Origin of the sequence: Hymenobacter humi (assembly GCF_042665855.1) — a bacterium.
Taxonomy (GTDB): domain Bacteria; phylum Bacteroidota; class Bacteroidia; order Cytophagales; family Hymenobacteraceae; genus Hymenobacter; species Hymenobacter humi.
Window position 1 is genome coordinate 3736362 of the sequence record NZ_JBHTEK010000001.1, and the last position, 16263, is coordinate 3752624.

At 61.0% G+C, this 16263-nt stretch carries 20 protein-coding genes; 13 read left to right on the forward strand and 7 right to left on the reverse strand.

Annotation, left to right across the window (positions count from 1 at the left end):
- Positions 1–118: 118 nt before the first annotated feature.
- Complete coding sequence (locus tag ACFQT0_RS21015; protein ID WP_380205058.1) at positions 119–244, reverse strand: hypothetical protein; 126 nt, start codon at positions 242–244, stop codon at positions 119–121.
- Between the two features lie 45 nt (positions 245–289).
- On the opposite strand from ACFQT0_RS21015, the gene ACFQT0_RS21020 reads away from it, so the two are divergent.
- From ACFQT0_RS21020 to ACFQT0_RS21080, 13 genes are all read left to right on the forward strand, one after another.
- Complete coding sequence (locus ACFQT0_RS21020; RefSeq protein WP_380205059.1) at positions 290–823, forward strand: hypothetical protein; 534 nt, start codon at positions 290–292, stop codon at positions 821–823.
- Entirely contained in the window at positions 793–1365 is a 573-nt protein-coding gene (locus ACFQT0_RS21025; RefSeq protein ID WP_380205060.1) for a hypothetical protein, read from the forward strand. The genes ACFQT0_RS21020 and ACFQT0_RS21025 overlap by 31 nt, the downstream gene beginning before the upstream one ends.
- A 102-nt stretch (positions 1366–1467) precedes the next feature.
- Complete coding sequence (locus ACFQT0_RS21030) at positions 1468–1647, forward strand: cytidylyltransferase domain-containing protein (RefSeq protein WP_380205061.1); 180 nt, start codon at positions 1468–1470, stop codon at positions 1645–1647.
- The gene (locus tag ACFQT0_RS21035) at positions 1613–2290 is read left to right on the forward strand and encodes a cytidylyltransferase domain-containing protein (protein ID WP_380205062.1); all 678 of its coding nucleotides are present in this window, start codon (positions 1613–1615) and stop codon (positions 2288–2290) included. Before ACFQT0_RS21030 ends, ACFQT0_RS21035 begins: the two co-directional genes overlap by 35 nt.
- Positions 2291–2427: 137 nt before the next feature.
- Positions 2428–3240, forward strand: a complete 813-nt coding sequence (locus ACFQT0_RS21040) for a transketolase (protein ID WP_380205063.1) — start codon at positions 2428–2430, stop codon at positions 3238–3240.
- A gap of 74 nt (positions 3241–3314) precedes the next feature.
- The gene (locus ACFQT0_RS21045; protein ID WP_380205064.1) at positions 3315–4208 is read left to right on the forward strand and encodes a transketolase family protein; all 894 of its coding nucleotides are present in this window, start codon (positions 3315–3317) and stop codon (positions 4206–4208) included.
- A gap of 215 nt (positions 4209–4423) precedes the next feature.
- The gene (locus ACFQT0_RS21050) at positions 4424–5116 is read left to right on the forward strand and encodes an aminotransferase class III-fold pyridoxal phosphate-dependent enzyme (protein WP_380205065.1); all 693 of its coding nucleotides are present in this window, start codon (positions 4424–4426) and stop codon (positions 5114–5116) included.
- 11 nt (positions 5117–5127) lie between these two features.
- Positions 5128–5757, forward strand: coding sequence for an aminotransferase class III-fold pyridoxal phosphate-dependent enzyme (locus tag ACFQT0_RS21055; protein ID WP_380205066.1), 630 nt, complete (start codon positions 5128–5130; stop codon positions 5755–5757).
- A gap of 152 nt (positions 5758–5909) precedes the next feature.
- Positions 5910–6716, forward strand: a complete 807-nt coding sequence (locus ACFQT0_RS21060; RefSeq protein WP_380205067.1) for an SDR family oxidoreductase — start codon at positions 5910–5912, stop codon at positions 6714–6716.
- A gap of 111 nt (positions 6717–6827) precedes the next feature.
- On the forward strand, positions 6828–7445 hold the full coding sequence (locus tag ACFQT0_RS21065) for a KdsC family phosphatase (protein ID WP_380205068.1): 618 nt from the start codon (positions 6828–6830) through the stop codon (positions 7443–7445).
- A gap of 10 nt (positions 7446–7455) precedes the next feature.
- Positions 7456–8346, forward strand: a complete 891-nt coding sequence (locus ACFQT0_RS21070; RefSeq protein ID WP_380205069.1) for an N-acetylneuraminate synthase family protein — start codon at positions 7456–7458, stop codon at positions 8344–8346.
- Positions 8347–8607: 261 nt separating this feature from the next.
- A complete protein-coding gene (locus ACFQT0_RS21075; RefSeq protein WP_380205070.1) occupies positions 8608–9525 on the forward strand; it encodes a sterol desaturase family protein in 918 nt (305 codons plus the stop codon).
- A 30-nt stretch (positions 9526–9555) separates the two neighbouring features.
- Complete coding sequence (locus ACFQT0_RS21080) at positions 9556–9921, forward strand: DMT family transporter (RefSeq protein WP_380205071.1); 366 nt, start codon at positions 9556–9558, stop codon at positions 9919–9921.
- Positions 9922–10124: 203 nt separating this feature from the next.
- Here the strand turns inward: ACFQT0_RS21080 and ACFQT0_RS21085 are convergent, their stop codons facing one another.
- The 6 genes from ACFQT0_RS21085 to ACFQT0_RS21110 all read right to left on the reverse strand — a co-directional run bounded on the left by ACFQT0_RS21085 (position 10125) and on the right by ACFQT0_RS21110 (position 16164).
- Positions 10125–12653, reverse strand: coding sequence for a TonB-dependent receptor (locus tag ACFQT0_RS21085; protein ID WP_380205072.1), 2529 nt, complete (start codon positions 12651–12653; stop codon positions 10125–10127).
- A gap of 160 nt (positions 12654–12813) precedes the next feature.
- Positions 12814–13461, reverse strand: coding sequence for a hypothetical protein (locus ACFQT0_RS21090; RefSeq protein WP_380205073.1), 648 nt, complete (start codon positions 13459–13461; stop codon positions 12814–12816).
- A complete protein-coding gene (locus tag ACFQT0_RS21095) occupies positions 13428–13622 on the reverse strand; it encodes a hypothetical protein (RefSeq protein ID WP_380205074.1) in 195 nt (64 codons plus the stop codon). Before ACFQT0_RS21095 ends, ACFQT0_RS21090 begins: the two co-directional genes overlap by 34 nt.
- Positions 13579–14250 (reverse strand): hypothetical protein, encoded by a 672-nt coding sequence (locus ACFQT0_RS21100; RefSeq protein ID WP_380205075.1) that lies wholly within the window; start codon positions 14248–14250, stop codon positions 13579–13581. The genes ACFQT0_RS21095 and ACFQT0_RS21100 overlap by 44 nt, the downstream gene beginning before the upstream one ends.
- 288 nt (positions 14251–14538) lie before the next feature.
- Complete coding sequence (locus ACFQT0_RS21105; RefSeq protein WP_380205076.1) at positions 14539–15357, reverse strand: hypothetical protein; 819 nt, start codon at positions 15355–15357, stop codon at positions 14539–14541.
- 237 nt (positions 15358–15594) lie between these two features.
- Positions 15595–16164 (reverse strand): RNA polymerase sigma factor, encoded by a 570-nt coding sequence (locus tag ACFQT0_RS21110; RefSeq protein ID WP_380205077.1) that lies wholly within the window; start codon positions 16162–16164, stop codon positions 15595–15597.
- Positions 16165–16263 lie beyond the last annotated feature (99 nt).

The window sequence follows — 16263 nt, forward strand, 5'->3', positions numbered from 1 at the left end:
TCAATGGTAGGCTCAACTATTCAGGGATAGCAATAAGGCTGCATGGCGTGGCCTTCCCTACCGGCATTACGGTTGGGTAACAGTTTGTAAATCTTCGCAATGCCCTAACGCCCTAATTTTAATCGGGTAATGTTGTGCTGGCTACTTCGCCGGTTGTGCTGTACCTTGGCCGCAAGCCCGGTTTCTCCTTTTCGGAGCCGTTCAGCTGCTTAATCAGGCAGTTGCGGTGTTCGCGAGGGAACACGAGGCGATGAGTTTGTGGTACGGTTGCGCTAATCATCCCTCCTGCATGTCCCGAAAAAAGGCCTTGTTTCTCATCGGTTCGCCCAACCAGACCACGCAGATGCACCAGATTGCGCAGTTGCTGGACGACGAGTTTGAGCCCTACTTCAGCCAGCTCTACTACGACGGCTGGCAGCGCGGCTTCTACAAATTCTTGCTCAAGACGGGCGGGCTTGATAAGACCATTGTGACGGGGGCCATCAAGGCCAAGGCCGACAAATACCTGGCCCAACACGGCCTCCACAACGATTTCGAGGCCCGGCAGTTTGGCCACACTTACGACCTGCTGGTGTGCTGCTCCGATGTGATAGTGCCCTGGCCGCTCGTGCGCCGCACCAAAACAGTCTTCGTGCAGGAAGGCATGACCGACCCGCTCAACTGGTGGGCCCGCCTCGTGCGCAAGCTCAACTGGATGCCGATTCTGGCCATCGGCACGGCCCTCAACGGCCTGGCCAACTGCTGCGACATCTACTGCGTGGCCTCGGAAGGCTACAAAAACACTTTGCCCACGTGGGCGTCGACCCGGGCAAGCTCGTCGTGACCGGCATCCCCAACTTCGACGACGCGGAGAAGCTGCGCCACAACGACTTCCCGCACCACGGCTACGTGCTGGTGGCCACTTCCGACCTGCGCGAAACCTTCACGCCCGACAACCGCCGGAAGTTCATTGCCCACTGCACGCACATAGCTGCGGGCCGGCCCCTGATTTTCAAACTCCATCCCAACGAAAAAGTGGACCGCGCCGTGGCCGAAATCAGGCGCTACGCCCCGCCGGGCACCCTCGTTTTCACCGACGGGCACACCGACCACATGATTGCCAACTGCGTGGAGCTCATCACCCAATACTCCACGGTGGTGTACATGGGCCTGGCCCTGGGCAAGCCCGTGCACTCCTACTTCGACGTGGAAGACCTCAGGCGCAAGCAGCCCTGGCAGAACGGCGGCACCTCGGCCCGGCGCATTGCGGCCATTTGCCGAAGCTTCAGCCGCTTCCAGGGCAGCGGTCCGGAATTTTTGCGCCAGTACCAGCCCGAAGAATTCGCTGCTGCCTCCCCGACCAATGGCTCGCTGGCCGTGCACTGATAGCGTGGCTCGGTGTTGGGCTGGCATCGAAGCCAGCTTTAAACTTCCTTGTACCAAATGTTTACTGCTTAATACCAAACACGCGTTACTAACCTATCCCTCATGTCATTGCCCAAAATCCTGACTGTTGTGCAAGCCCGCATGGGTTCGTCGCGCCTGCCCGGCAAGATATTGCTGCCGCTGGCAGGCCAGCCGCTGCTGGTGCGCATGGTGGAGCGGGTGCAACGTGCGCAGGCTGGCCGGCACGGTGGTAGTGGCCACCACCACCGACCCCGCCGATGACGCCGTGGCCGAGTGCTGCGCCGCCCACGGCCTGGAGTGCTATCGCGGCAATGCCCTCGACCTGCTCGACCGTCACTACCAGGCCGCCCGCCACTACGGCGCCGACGTGGTGCTGAAAATCCCCTCGGACTGTCCGCTCATCGACCCGGCAATAATCGACGAGGTAGTAGGGTTCTACCTGCACTTCGCCGACCGCTACGACTTCGTGAGCAACCTGCACCCCGCCACTTTCCCCGACGGCAACGACGTTGAAGTAATGCCCTTCGAAGCCCTGGAAACCGCCTGGCGCGAGGCCCACCGGCCGCTGGAGCGCGAGCACACCACCCCCTTCTTCTGGGAAAACCCCGAACGCTTCCGAATTGGGAACGTGGCCTGGGATACCGGCCAGGATTTCTCGATGACGCACCGCTGGACCATCGACTACCCCGAAGACTACACCTTCATCAAGGCCGTTTACAATGCCCTGTATCCCCAAAACCCGGCATTTGGGCTGGATGACATCCTCCAACTGCTTGCCCAACACCCCGACATAGCCCAGGCTCAACGCCCACCTGGCGGGCGTGAACTGGTACCGCCACCACCTCGACGAGCTAAAAACCGTGGACGCTTCCCAAACCAGGGTTCTCTAGTTGCTGGTTTCTAGTTGCTCGTTGTCAGTTTTCAGGTTGACCACGAACAACTAGAAACCAGCAACGAGCAACTAGCAACTAGCAACTGACAACGAACAACTAAACGCATGACACGAGAGAAACAAGGACATCTGCAGCAGCGGCCCTACGGGTGCGCGAGCACATCGTACGCCTGAGCACCGACGGCGGCTGCTTCACGGGGGCCTCGCTCTCCTGCGCCGACCTGCTGGTGTACCTCTACGCCGACTGCCTGAACGTGCACCCCGGCAACCTGGAGGACCCCACCCGCGACTACCTCTTCCTCTCCAAAGGCCACGACGTGCCGGCCCTGTACGGCACATTCGTGGAGCTGGGCTTTCTCGACAAGGCACGCTTGGCCCAGCACCTGAGCACCGACGACCACATCTACTGGCACCCCAACCGCAACGTGCCGGGCGTGGAGTTTCACTCCGGCTCGTTGGGCCACCTGCCCAGTGTGGCTCTGGGCGTGGCCATGGACTGCCGGATGCGCGGCCAGGACAACAAGGTCATCGTTATCACCGGCGACGGCGAACTCAACGAGGGCTCGGTGTGGGAAGCGCTGCTCGTAGCCAGCGCGCACCAGGTAAACAACCTCACGCTGGTAGTCGACCGCAACCACTTCCAGGCCAACGTGGCCACCGAAGACCTGATTCCGCTGGAGCCGCTAGCCCCCAAGTTTGAAGCCTTTGGCTGCGCCGTGCGCCGCATCGACGGCCACGATTTCGACCAGCTGGAAGCCGCCTTCTCGGCCCTCCCCTTCTCCGACACCAAGCCCAGCGTCATCATCTGCGATACGGTGCGCGGCCGCGGCCTGCCCAGCATCGAAGCCCGCGCCGACCGTTGGTTCTGCAATTTCTCTTCAGAGGAAGTAGAGGAACTGCTGCGCGAGCTGCACGGCGAAACTCCCGTTGCGCTGCGCTCAGAAACACTGACGGTCCGATAACTAAGTAGCGTGGACTCTGTGAGTCCGCGCGTCAACCATTCATACGCGGACTCGCAGAGTCCACGCTACCTCCAATGACCTACGAAGAACTCATCAAGCAAACTGCCCTCGCCGATGAGCGGCTGGTGGTGATGACGGCCGAAAACCGCGCCCTCATCCGCAACCTGCCAGCGGTCTTGGGCCCGCGCTTCATCGATACCGGCATCACCGAGCAAACCCTGATTGGGGCAGCAGCGGGCCTGGCCCTGCGCGGCCGCATTCCGGTGGTGCACGCGCTGGCTACCTTCCTCACGCTGCGGGCCTTTGAATTCGTCCGGACCGACGTGGGCATCGGCCAGCTGCCGGTGAAGCTGAGCGGCTTTGTGCCCGGCTTTCTATCGGATGGCAACGGCCCCACGCACCAGGCCATCGAAGACGTAAGCCTGATGCGCGGCATCCCGGGCATGACGGTATTTGCGCCCGCCGATGAGGCCGACATGCTCGCCATGCTGCCCGCCATCTGGGCTTCACCCGCTCCGGCGTATGTGCGCATCAACACCCGCTCCGCCACCTACGAGCACGCGCCATTCGAGATGGGCAAAGCCGAAATCGTAGCCGAAGGCACCGACGTTACCATCCTCACTTACGGCATGCTGTTCGAGCAAACGTTGGTGGCCCGCGAGCTGCTGCAGGCCCAGGGCAAATCCGTGGGCCTCATCAACCTGCGCAGCCTCAAGCCCATCGACGAAGCTGCCCTGCTCAACGTCGCACGCCGCGGCTCCCTCATCGTCACGGTGGAAGACCATTTCATCACCGGCGGCCTGTATTCTATTCTAGCTGAAGTGCTGCTGCGTCACCACCACGGCGCGGGTGCTGCCCCTGGCGCTGGAGGAGCGGTGGTACCGCCCCGGCCGCCTGAGCGCCGTGCTGGAGCACGAGGGCTTCACCGGCCAGCACATTGCGCGCCGCATTGCCGCCGCTTTGGGTGAAAATGGCTCAACTATTTCCGCTGGCCCGGCGGTGCTGGAAAATCAGTTTGCGGAGTAATACAACATCATAATTTCTTGGCCGTCATGTCGAGCGCAGCCGAGACATCTCGCGTGTGGTAGTAATCAAGCTAGCTCAACGATGCGAGCGAGATGCCTCGGCTGCGCTCGGCATGACGTTCTTCTAAGTGAAGCCTCTCCTCTTAAACCCCTTTCCCATGCCCAACACCGTTTCCTTCAACCAGAACTACCCCGACATCACCAAGTCGGATGAGCTGTACGCCCGCGCGCACAAAATCATGACGCCCGTGACGCAAACCCTGGCCAAAGGCCCGGGCCAGTACACCAAGGGCGTTTCGCCCAAGTACCTGAAGCGCGGCCACGGCAGTCACGTGTGGGACGTGGACGGCAACGAATTCATCGACTACCAAATGGGCATCGGCCCCATTTCGTTGGGCTATACCTACCCACGGGTCGATGATGCCATTCGGGCCCAGCTGCAGGACGGCATCACCTTTTCGATGATGCACGAGCTGGAAGTTGAGCTGGCCGAGCTGATTCACGACATCATCCCCAACGCCGAGAGCATCCGCATCAGCAAGACCGGGGCCGATGTGTGCTCGGCAGCGGTGCGCGTGGCCCGCGCCTTCACCGGGCGCAACAAGGTGCTGTGCTGCGGCTACCACGGCTGGCACGACTGGTACATCGGCACCACCAGCCGCGATAAAGGCATTCCGCAGGAAGTAAAGAACTTAACAGCCGCCTTCGAGTACAACAACCTGGATTCGGTGAAAGCCTTGCTGGACGAGGACGTGGCCTGCGTGATTCTGGAGCCATTCATTTTTGATGCGCCCAAAGACAACTTCCTGCACGAGTGGCCGCCCTGTGCAAGGCTAACGGCACACTGCTGATTTTCGATGAGATGTGGACCGGCTTTCGCATTGCGGTCGGCGGCGCGCAGGAGTTCTTCGGCATCACGCCCGACCTGGCGGTGTATTCCAAGGCCTTCGCCAACGGCATGCCCATTGCCCTGCTCACCGGCCGCCGCGACGTGATGGAGCTGTTTGAGCAGGACGTTTTCTTCTTCACCACCTTCGGTGGCGAGGCCCTGAGCATGGCTGCGGCCATGGCTACCATCGCCGAAATGCGCGAGCAGAACGTACCTGCCCGCCTCGCCGAGCAAGGCAAGAAGCTCAAGGATGGCTACAACCAGATTGCCGCCGACCTCGGCCTGAGCCAGTACACCAAGTGCTACGGCTACGACTGCCGCACCATCGTCACCTTCGACGCTTCGGCCGGCAACCCCATGGAAATTAAGGCTTTCATGCAGCAGGAGTTGTTCAAGCGCGGCATCCTGTGGGGTGGTTTCCACAACATGTGCTTCTCGCACTCCGACGCCGACGTAGCCCACACCCTGGCCGCCTACCGCGACGTGCTACCGCTGCTGAAAGCCGCCATCGAAGCCGGAGATATTGCCTCCCGCCTGCTGGGCGAGCCGGTGGAAGCCGTATTCCGCAAGGTGACCAATGCCGCGCCGGTGAAGGCGAAGTAACCAGAACAGCTCAAAGGAACGTCATGCCGAGCGCAGTCGAGGCATCTCGCGTGGAGTAGTAATCAAACTAGCTCAACGAAGCACGCGAGCTGCCTCGGCTGCGCTCGGCATGACGCTCTGGAAAAATTCTCCTTCCACAAATCAAAACAAGCTTGGACCTTTTTTCCCTGACCAACAAAACGGCTATCGTCACCGGGGCCTGCGGGCTCATCGGCCGGCAGCACTGCGCCGCCCTGGCCGCGGCCGGCGCCAACGTTGTGGTGGCCGACCTCGACTTTGAGGCCTGCGCGGCCGTGGCCGCCGACCTGCCCGGCGGCATGCACCAGCCGCTGGCGGTGAACGTCGTCAGCCGCGAGTCGCTGGTGCGGGCGCGCGATGAAATACTGGCGCATTTCGGGCACATCGACGTGCTGGTGAACAACGCCGCCATCAACGACATGTTTGAGAACCCGGCGCTGGCCGCCGACCTGTCCAAGTTCGAAAACTTCCCGCTCGACACCTGGCAAAAGTCGCTGGAAGTGAACGTAACGGGCGTTTTCCTGGCGGCGCAGGTATTCGGCACGCCCATGGCGGCGCAGGGGCACGGCAGCATCATCAACGTGGCGAGCACCTACGGGCTGGTGGGGCCCGACCAAAGCATCTACGTGAACGAGCACGGCGAGCAGACCTTCTTTAAGTCACCGTCTTACCCCGCCACCAAGGGCGCGGTTATCAGCTTCACGCGATACCTGGCCGCGTACTGGGGCAAGCGCGGGGTGCGGGTAAATACTCTCTCGCCGGGCGGGGTAGAAAATAATCAGGATAATTTTTTCATCCAGCAGTACAGCGCCAAGACGCCGCTGGGCCGCATGGCCCACGCCACGGATTATCAAGGCGCTGTGGTGTTTCTGGCTTCGGATGCTTCTGCTTACATGACCGGCGCCAATCTGGTGGTGGACGGCGGCTGGACGGCCATCTGATTTCAGGCCTCCACACGGGCTACTTTATTTCATAACTATTTCATAAACTTACATCTAGACCTGTTATTTCTAAATAGCTCAACTTTATTGTCCACCTATTTTTTCGCAGATATGGAGAATTCCCACGTGTATGCCCAAGCCCGCCGCATCAAGCTCTTGCTCACCGACGCCGACGGTGTTCTCACCGACAACGGCGTGTATTATTCTGCCCAAGGCGAAGAACTGGAGCAGTTTTCCATCCGCGACGGCATGGGCGTGGAGCGCCTGCGCAGCAAGGGCATCGCCACGGGCATCATCACCGGAGAGTCGTCGTTGTCGGTGGTGAAGCGGGCGTACAAGCTGCGCATCACGGAGCTGTATCTGGGCGTGAAAGACAAGGCCGCCCAGCTGCACGAAATCCTGCGGGACCACCACCTGCAGCCCCACGAAGTGGCCTTCATCGGCGACGACGCCGACGACGTGGAAACCATGAAGCTGGTGGGCCTGGCCGCCTGCCCCGCCGACGCCACCGTTTTTGCCCGCGACGCGGCCCATTACCACTGCACCACGCCCGGCGGCAAGGGCTGTTTCCGGGAAGTGGCTGAGCTTATCATCGCCAGCCAAATACCCGAGCCTGGTGGGCCGCCAGCGGGTATTCCAGAGGCGGCAATTGCTGCGCAGCCTCACATAGCCACCACTCGCCTGGCCGCCCCGCAAGCTCTTCCTACACACCTTTTTCGAACGCTCTAACTCCACGCTTATGAACGCTGTCGCCCTGGGCAAAAACCGATTTATCGGAGCCGGCCACCCGGCCTACATCATCGCTGAAATTGGCATCAACCACAACGGCTCCCTGGACCTGGCCAAGCAGCTCATTGCCGAGGCCGTGCGCGCCGGCTGCGATGCGGTGAAGTTTCAGAAGCGGACGCCGGAGTTGTGCGTGCCCAAAGACCAGTGGGAAAAGCAGCGCGACACGCCGTGGGGCCGCATGAGCTACATCGATTACAAGCGCCGCACTGAGTTTGGGCAGGCCGAGTACACGGCCATCGACGACTATTGCCGGGCCCTGGGCATCGACTGGTTTGCCTCGTGCTGGGACGAGCCGTCGGTAGATTTCATTGAGCAGTTTGAGCCCGTGCTGTACAAAATGGCCTCCGCTTCCCTCACCGACCGGCCCCTGCTCGACCGCGTGCGTGCCACCGGCCGCCCCCTGATGCTGAGCACCGGCATGTCGACCCTGGAGGAAATCCACCAGGCCGTGGGCTGGGTGGGTCCAGGCAACCTGATGATTGCGCACTCCACCTCTTCCTACCCCTGCCCGCCCCAGGAGCTGAACCTGCGCATGATACCGGCCCTACAGGCGCTTTTTCCCACCACGCCCCTCGGCTACTCCGGCCACGAAACCGGGCTGGCCACCACCGTAGCCGCCGTGGCTTTGGGCGCCTGCTTTGTGGAGCGCCACTTCACCCTCGACCGCGCCATGTGGGGCTCCGACCACGCCGCCTCCGTAGAGCCCGGCGGCATGGCCAAGCTCGTGCGCGACATTCGCGACGTGGAAATGGCCTTTGGCGACGGCATCAAGCGCGTGTACGAAAGCGAGCTGGAGCCCCGCCGCCGCCTGCGCCGCGAGCTTGCGCCTAACAATCAGTAAGGCATTCTGTTAGTATCTTCTGAGTGAGAAAAGCCCGTCATGCAGAGTGCAGCGAAGCATCTCTACTGCGTAACTAATCCAATTGCCTGTCATGCTGACGAAGGAAGCATCTTATCGCCGCGGAACGACTCAGCCGTGATAAGATGCTTCCTTCGTCAGCATAACAGATGGCGCGGTAGAGATGCTTCGACAAGCGGACGCCAGATAAAGCATGACGTGCTTTCAGCCTAACCCCTGTATCAAGCTGAGTCTTCCGAGGATATGAAACAGGTCGAAATTGTGACCACGGCCTTGCTGCTGGCCTGGGTAGTGGTGGTCATTCTGCTGGAGCGGCGCTTTCCGTACCGCAAGGGGCTGCCCTTTTTCCGTGAAGGCTTCTGGACGGACCTCGTGCTCTACACCTTCGTGCAGAGCTTCCTGCTGAAGATACTCATCTTCGACTACATCATCCTGCCGCTCGACCAGCACTTTGCTTTCTCGAAGCTGCACCTCGTGTCGGACTGGCCGGTGTGGGTGCAGGTGCTGTTTTTTCTGATTACGCACGACTTCTACATCTACTGGTTTCACCGCTGGCAGCACCACAGCCCCGTGCTGTGGCGCACCCACGAGGCGCACCATTCGGGCAAGCAGGTGGACTGGCTGGCGGGGTCCCGCTCCCACGCCGTCGAGATTCTCATCAACCAGACCATTGAGTTTGCGCCCATCATCCTGCTCGGGGCCGACCCCGTGGTGGTGCCCATCAAGGCGCTGATTGATGCCGTGTGGGGCATCTACATTCACGCCAACATCGACGTGAAGTCCGGCCGGCTGCAGTACTTCTTCAACGGCCCCGAAATGCACCTCTGGCACCACGCCGACCACCAGGAAGTCTTCCACGCCAACTTCTCCACCAAGTTCGCGTTCTGGGACTGGCTGTTTGGCACCGCGTATTTTCCCGGCCATAAGCCCCTGAAATGGGGCCTGTACTACAAGTATCCCAAGGACTATTTCCTGCAGCACGTCTTCTCCGTAAAGCGCTTCGACGAGCGTGAACTTGGGCGGCGCTACCCGCTGTTGCGGCGCTATTATTTGCTGCTGCCGGTGCTGGAGCGGCGCGTTCGTAGCTTCGTAAAACGCCGTCGCGCCCCAGGCGTGCCTTCGGTGCCGGCCGATGCTGCCGCCTCTGAAGTTTCGGTTTAAGCCCCTCTGTTCTTCTTACTTCTTTCCCCTATGCATTGGCTTTATTTATTGGCGGCGTCGCTGCTGGAGGTCTGTTGGACGTACAGTTTGAAGGCGCTGAACATGCAGAAAATCCGGGATGTGGAGTGGATGCAATCCTTCGCGCAACCCGCCCACCTGACGCCCGTGCTGCCGCTGGTGGCCTACATCGGGTTCGGGCTGGGCAACGTGATTTTTCTGTCCCTGGCCATGCGCAACATTCCCACCGCCACCGCCTACGCGGCGTGGATGGCGCTGGCCGTAATTGGGCTGAAAATAGTCGACGTCTTCGTGCTCAAGCAGTCATTTTCCATGCTGCACCTGTTTTATACGAGCCTCATTATAATCGGCGTAATTGGGCTAAAGCGCCTGCCATAACGAGCGCAGGTCTGGTAGCGTCGGCCACCTATCGGGCGCAGGTCTGTTTAGTTGTAGGAACGCGCCATGGCGCGTTCGGCGCCAGAACGAAGGCGAAGGAAACGATTAATGTTCAACGATGGAGCGCGCCATGGCGCGTTCCTACAGCAAAGGCCCCTGCTACGATTGGTAGCAGGGGCCTTTTTACTTGATACCCGGCAGGCTTACTTGGTTCCCACCGCTGGCAGCATGGCTTTCAGCTCAACGGAGTAGAGGCGGCCGATGAAGGGCGAGGCCACAAACTCGCGCATCTTGGTGTCGAACAGGTTCACTACCTGGGCCGAGGCGGTGAGGTAGCTGTTTACGCGGTAGCCGGCGCTCACGTCCACGGTGGTGAAGCCCCCGAGGGGGCCGTAGTTCCAGGTGCGGCCGAAGCGGGCGTTTTCGCGCACGCCGAGCGTGGGGTTGGCAGCAGCGGCCACATTGATGCCGGAGTAGAAGTCGTAGGCCTGCACCCAGCGGGTAAACACCGAGCCGAAGAGCTTCTTGCCGCTGTAGTTCACGGCGAAGCTGCCTTTGTGGGCGGGCGTGTTGATGGGCAGGTCAATTTCGTCCTGCACCTTGCCGTCCTTGTTGCCGTCGTTATTCAGGTCGGAGTGGTCGAGCTTGAAGCCGAAGTACGAGTAGTTCAGCGCCAGGCTCACGGCGTTGGTCAGGTAGTAGCTCAGGCCGAGGTCGGCGCCGTAGGTGTCTACCTGGCCGAAGTTGACGTAGGTGAGCACGGCCGCGGCGCCGGCTTCGGGCGTGCCGGGCACTACCTGCGACATGGGCGTGTCGCCGCGCTTGGTCACCTTGCGGCCCAGCGTGGCGATGTTGATGGCCGGGCTCAGGAAGTCTTTCGAGCGGTTGTAGTAAGCGTTGCCATCGACGAAGAACTTCGAGGTCAGCTTGGCTTTGTAGCCTACTTCCAACGACTTGATGGTTTCGACCTTGAGCTTGTTGATAAGGGTGCCATCGCTGAGCGTGAAGCCTTCGGCGTTGCCGATGAGCAGGCCGCCAAACAGGTAGCCGTCGAGGTTGAGGATGGTGGGGGCGGCAATGCCCTGGCCGTAGGTGAGGCGCAGCGACTGGTCGTTGTGCGACCACACCAGGCCGGCTTTCGGGATGAAGTTGAAACCGTACCGGTCGTGCTGGTCGGCGCGGGCGGCAGCGATGAACTTGAAGTGGCCGGGCAGTGCCACCTCGCCCTGGCCGTAGAGGCCGATTTGGTTGATGACGATGTCGCCGTCGCGGTCGAACAGGTAGGTGTGCTTGCTGAAGGCCATGTCGCGCTGGTACTGCGTGCCCACCACCAGGTTGAAAATGCCGAACGTGTTGTTGTACTGCAGTTCGCCGTTGAGCCGGCGGGAAGCGTCTTTAAACACCGCGCCGCGCTTCAGGGCCACGCCGGCCGTGGTGGTTTTGCCAAACCACTGCTCGTCGAACGAGCGGCTGCGGGCCACTTCTTCGCTGAAGCCGGCATCCTTGAAGCTCAGGTAGTTTTGGGTGCGCTGGTTGATGGCGTAGGTGTCGTCGGTCTTGCTCCAGGTGTGGTACACCTGCCCAAAAATGTGCGGCGACACGTAGCGGGCGTGCAGGTACTGCACGCTCCAGTCCTTTATCTGGTTGCGGCCGGCGTTGGTCTGGGCTAGGAAGCTCGACTGGTTGCCGCCGTACGACACTATTACGTCGGCCTTGTCGGTGAGGCTGTAGTAGAGCGCCGCCTCGCCGTGCAGGCTCTTGAAGGTGCGGTCCAGGTCAATTTCCTTTTCGGCGTGGAACAGGCCCGTGCGGGCGGGCGTGGTGGGCGTAGCCGCCGCGGCAAAAGCGGTGTTGTTGTAATACACCGTGTCGACGTATTTGAAATCTTCGCCGCGGGTGTACTCGCCCGTCACCTTAAAGGCCAGCTTGGAATTGAGCACCTGCGCATGGCGCACGCGGCCCGAAAACACGCTTTGGTTGCCCAGGCCCAGGGCCACCGTGGTGCCAGCCGAGCGGCGCGGGTCCTTGCTGATGGTGTTCACCAGGCCGTTGTGGGCGTTGGGGCCGTACAGAGCCGCCGCTGGCCCCAGCACCACTTCCACCCGCTCAATATCTTCTTTCACCACGCTGGTGAGTGGGCCCAGGGGCAGGCCCGTGGCGATGAGCGTGGACAGGCGCGCATCGTTCATTTGCAGGTTTTTGGGGTTGAAGGCGCTGTTGAAGCCGCGCACGTTCAGGCCCGTGCCCAGCACGCCGGTCCGGATGTAGTCGACGCCCTTTTGGCGGGCCAGCAGCTCGCCCACGTTGAAGGACGGCAGCTCATCAATCTGGCGGGCGTTTATCACGCTGATGGTGGCCGGGGCCTCGGTCAGCTTCTCGGGGCGGCGCGAGGCCGACACCACCACTTCGCCGGCCATCACGGTGGTTTGGGCAATGGTCACGGTGCCCAGGTCCACTACCTCCTGCCCTACTTCCACGGTGCGCTCGGGCAGCTCGTAGCCGATGAAGGAGAAGGCCAATTTGTAGGTGCCCGGCTTGAGGTTGTTGATGGTGAACTCGCCGGCATTGCCGGTGGAGGTGCCCGTGGTGGTGCCCGTCACGAGCACGCTCACGCCCGGCAGCGGCTCGTTGGTGGCGGCATCGGTCACGCGGCCGCGCACGCCCCCGCTCTGGGCCGCCGCGGCCCACGCCTGAATGGTCAGCAGAAAAAGGAGTAAAATTCGAGAGGCCATATTCGTTGTGTTTGAAAGGGTTGAGTGGGATTTGCGGGGTGGCGGGCAGTAGTGGGACGAATCTACTGGCCTCCCCAAACCGCTGCCCCACCGCCCATCAAATAACGAAGGTGGACTTAACCGCCGCCCAATCACGACGCCTTCCGCAAGCACTTGTTTATCAACCGATTTGCCCCGGCTGCAACAGCATGGACTTTATGCGGCCGCACAGGTGCGGAATGCAGGATTTCACCTCGCCCAGCAGGTCCTGCAGCAGCCGCTGCTTGTGCGGGTTGCCAAAATGCGGCTGCCCGGAGCGGCCCATCAGCTCCACGAGCTGGTCGTCGTCAATCTCGTTCTCCACGTACTGGCTGATGTTGTAGTACCACTCCAGCGTGGGCACGTAGTTGGGCCGCGTGCGGTACTCGGCCTCTTTCTGCAGGATATGAAACTTGCGGCACACCCGCAGCAGCTTGTCGTACTTCTCCTGCAGCACCAGCGCCTGGAAGTAGGCCACGAAGAAGATGTGCCAGCGGTGGGCCAGAATCTCCTTGCTGTTGTCGCGCAGGAAGCTGTCGGCCATTTTCTCGCCGTCGGCGGGCTGCCCGTTCAGGTTGAGGCACTTGATGTAGAAGGCCATGAACCCGATTTTGTTGCGCAGGTTGTTGGTGCTGCGCAGCGACGAAAACGACTGCTTCATCAGGGCCAGCGCCTCGTGGATTTTGCCCTGCCGCAGCAGAATCGCGCTGTAGTTGTTGAGGTAGTGCAGGTGGTCGGTGTTCTTCTGCTTGATGCTCAGGTAGCCGAATTCCTCGGCCTGCTGCAGCACGTCGAACTTGAGTGCAGCAGCACGCTGTTGGCGTAGTAGTTGAACAGGATGCGGCGCGAGTAGAACATGCCCTGCCGCAGCATGCCGTCCAGGGCCTCGTACACGGCCTTTAGCTTGTCAAACTCCGAGTAGTTGAAGTACAGAAACGTGAGCCGCACCACCGCGAAGTAGCGGTTCAGGCCGTCGAGCGTTTCGTCGTAAAACGTGGCCAACAGCCACGGCTCCCACTGCCGGCTTTCGGAGGCATTTTTGGTGTACTGGTTGGTGATGTCGAGCGTGGCCTGGTGCAGCTGCGCGAATGTGGCCTTGCTCTTCTCGTATGCCCCCCGCTGCTGCTCCACAAATTGAGCCACCAGCCTGGTGCTCCTTGAAGCGCATGCGCACCAGCAAGAACTGCTGGTAGCTCAACGTCAGCTCGTAGAACTTCGCGAAGTAGTACGCCGGCCGGTCGTAGCGCACGATGGCCTGCAGCAGCGCCTTTTCCTCCGCGGGGCTGATGGAATCGGTCATGATTTTCTGGTCCAGCTCGTTGAGCCGCACCAGGTGCTTGTCCACGTCGATGCTGTCGAGCCGCTGCTGTATCCACTGCATCAGGTTGGAGTACTTGCGCTTGTCGATGGCCGGCCGGAAGGCCACCGGCGTGCGCGAGTGGTGGCAGTTGTAGGCAATGGTTTCGAGAATCTCCCGGTTGTCGGCGTCCTGAAACTGCTGCACCTGCTGCAGCCACGCCACTTCGTGCGGCAGCACGTCGGCGGCAAACTCGGCAAACTTCTCTAGTTTCTTTTTCACAGAATAGCCGCGTGAGGGGTGGACGGGGCATCCAATGTAGCGGAAATTTTGAGGTTGGCCGCTATGGTGTTTGCGCGCAAAAAAAGCGCCGTCCAAGGGCGCTTTGCTGGAAGATGAAAATGGCTCAACTCGGCGGGATGGAGAACATGAGTTTGGCCTTGTTGTGTAGCTGAACGGTTAGCCTGGTTGAGCTGAACAAAGACCTCCACGTTCGCAGGTTTATCTCTCATCTGGCTACGCAACGCACAATATGGCGTCTCTACATCGTGCGGGCCTGTAGCCACTGGCTTAGCCTGTCGGAGCCTTCCGAAACGTTTTCAGCCGAATCGGCAGGCCCAGGGTTGCGCTGAAGCCCGAGCCACGGACGCGCAACGTAGTAGCGCCGCGTTGCGAGTTGTACTGATACGCCACCGGCACGCGCAGCATGTCCGTGAGCCCTTGCGTGTAGTAGATGCTCAGGTTGAGCCGCTCCCGGCCCAGGCGGTAGAAGCGGGCCGTCACGCCGCCTATCAGGAAGCCGCCCCACAGGCGCTGCACCTGAATGGTTTCCCGAAAGTCAATGGTGTCGTAGAGAAGCCCGCCTGCGCTGAGCTGGCCGCAGTCCAGGCAGTTATTGCCGAGACGGTTGAGGCCCCCGCCCACCACGGCATCCAGCCGAAATCTGGCCAGGTACGTGTGCCGGACGGTATCCATTTCCCGGATGTTGTACGCCCCGATGGTTTTGCTGAGCAACAGCGGAAGCTGATGCATGTACAGGCTGCTTCCATGGCCCCTCCATTCGCCATGGTAGGGGTTGGCGGTGTATTGCTGCGGCATTTGGAGGCTATACGCCCACGCCAGCGAGCTGCCGCTATACCCCGTCGCGATGCCCCATTTCTCCCGCACCTGCAGGCGCAGCATCGCCACGCCCTGCACGCCGAAGCTCATGTCCTGCAGAGTGCTGTACGGTTTAAAAGGCAACCGACTTTTATCGAAGTACACCCCCTCGGCTGCATTATGATTAATCCCTGCTTTCAGGTCCAGGTACAGCGTGCTTTGCGCAATGCCATGATGCGGTTGAGTGAGCAGCCCCGTGAGCAATAGGAAGAACAGTAGTCTGCAGCGCATACACGGACGAGTAACAGGTAGCTAACAACTACATCGTAACGCTACTGCCTGTCAAAGGTGTATATTGTGGTAATACTATTTCTACACAGTGAAATTAGCTTGGCCCAGTGGACACAAAGCTGGCAGAAAAGTGCCAGGCCGCTAAGGCAGCTGGACAGCAAGCGAATAGCCCGTTATGCAGAGCGTAGCGAAGCACGACGGGTTATTTGCACCAAGAATTGTTACTATCCACCCAGCCTAGCGCAGCACCGGGCGCGCCACCCGGGCCAGTACTCCCAGCGCGGTCCGGGCCCGCGTCTTCACCGTGGCCAGGGGAATGCCGAGCTGCTCGGCGGCTTCCACCTGCGTGCAGCCGCCGAAGTACAGCAGCTCTATCACCTCCCGCAGGCGCGGCTTGAGTTCGCTCGTGAGCTCGCGCAGCCCAATGTGGTCGGGGTTGAACGTGGCCGGGGCCTGGGCGCGTTGCGCGCTGCTGCCGTCCAGCGATTTATTGGCATTGTAAAACCGGAAGGCCGGGCTGCGCAGGGCATCGATGGCGTGGTTGCAGCACACGCGCATCATCCAGGTCGACAACCGGCCGCGGGCCGGGTCGTAGCGGTCAATGCTCAGCCAGATTTTGAGCAAACCTTCCTGCAAGAGGTCCTGGGCCAGCACCTCGTCGCGCACCAGGCGCACAATGGCCTGCTGCAAATGCCGGGCGTACCGCTCCTGCAGCAGGCACAGCGCCCGCTCGTCGCGGGCCAGCATCCGCTCCACCAGCGCAAGCTCTTCCTCAGTGGTGAGCAGCGCTGAAGCAGTAGACGTCATAACGGCAGAAAGTAGAGGCTGGACGGGCTGCGAATAACCCGGGGCTTGGCTTGCGCGGCATATACGGCTAAGAAACAGAGCGGGTTAATACGAGCCTGG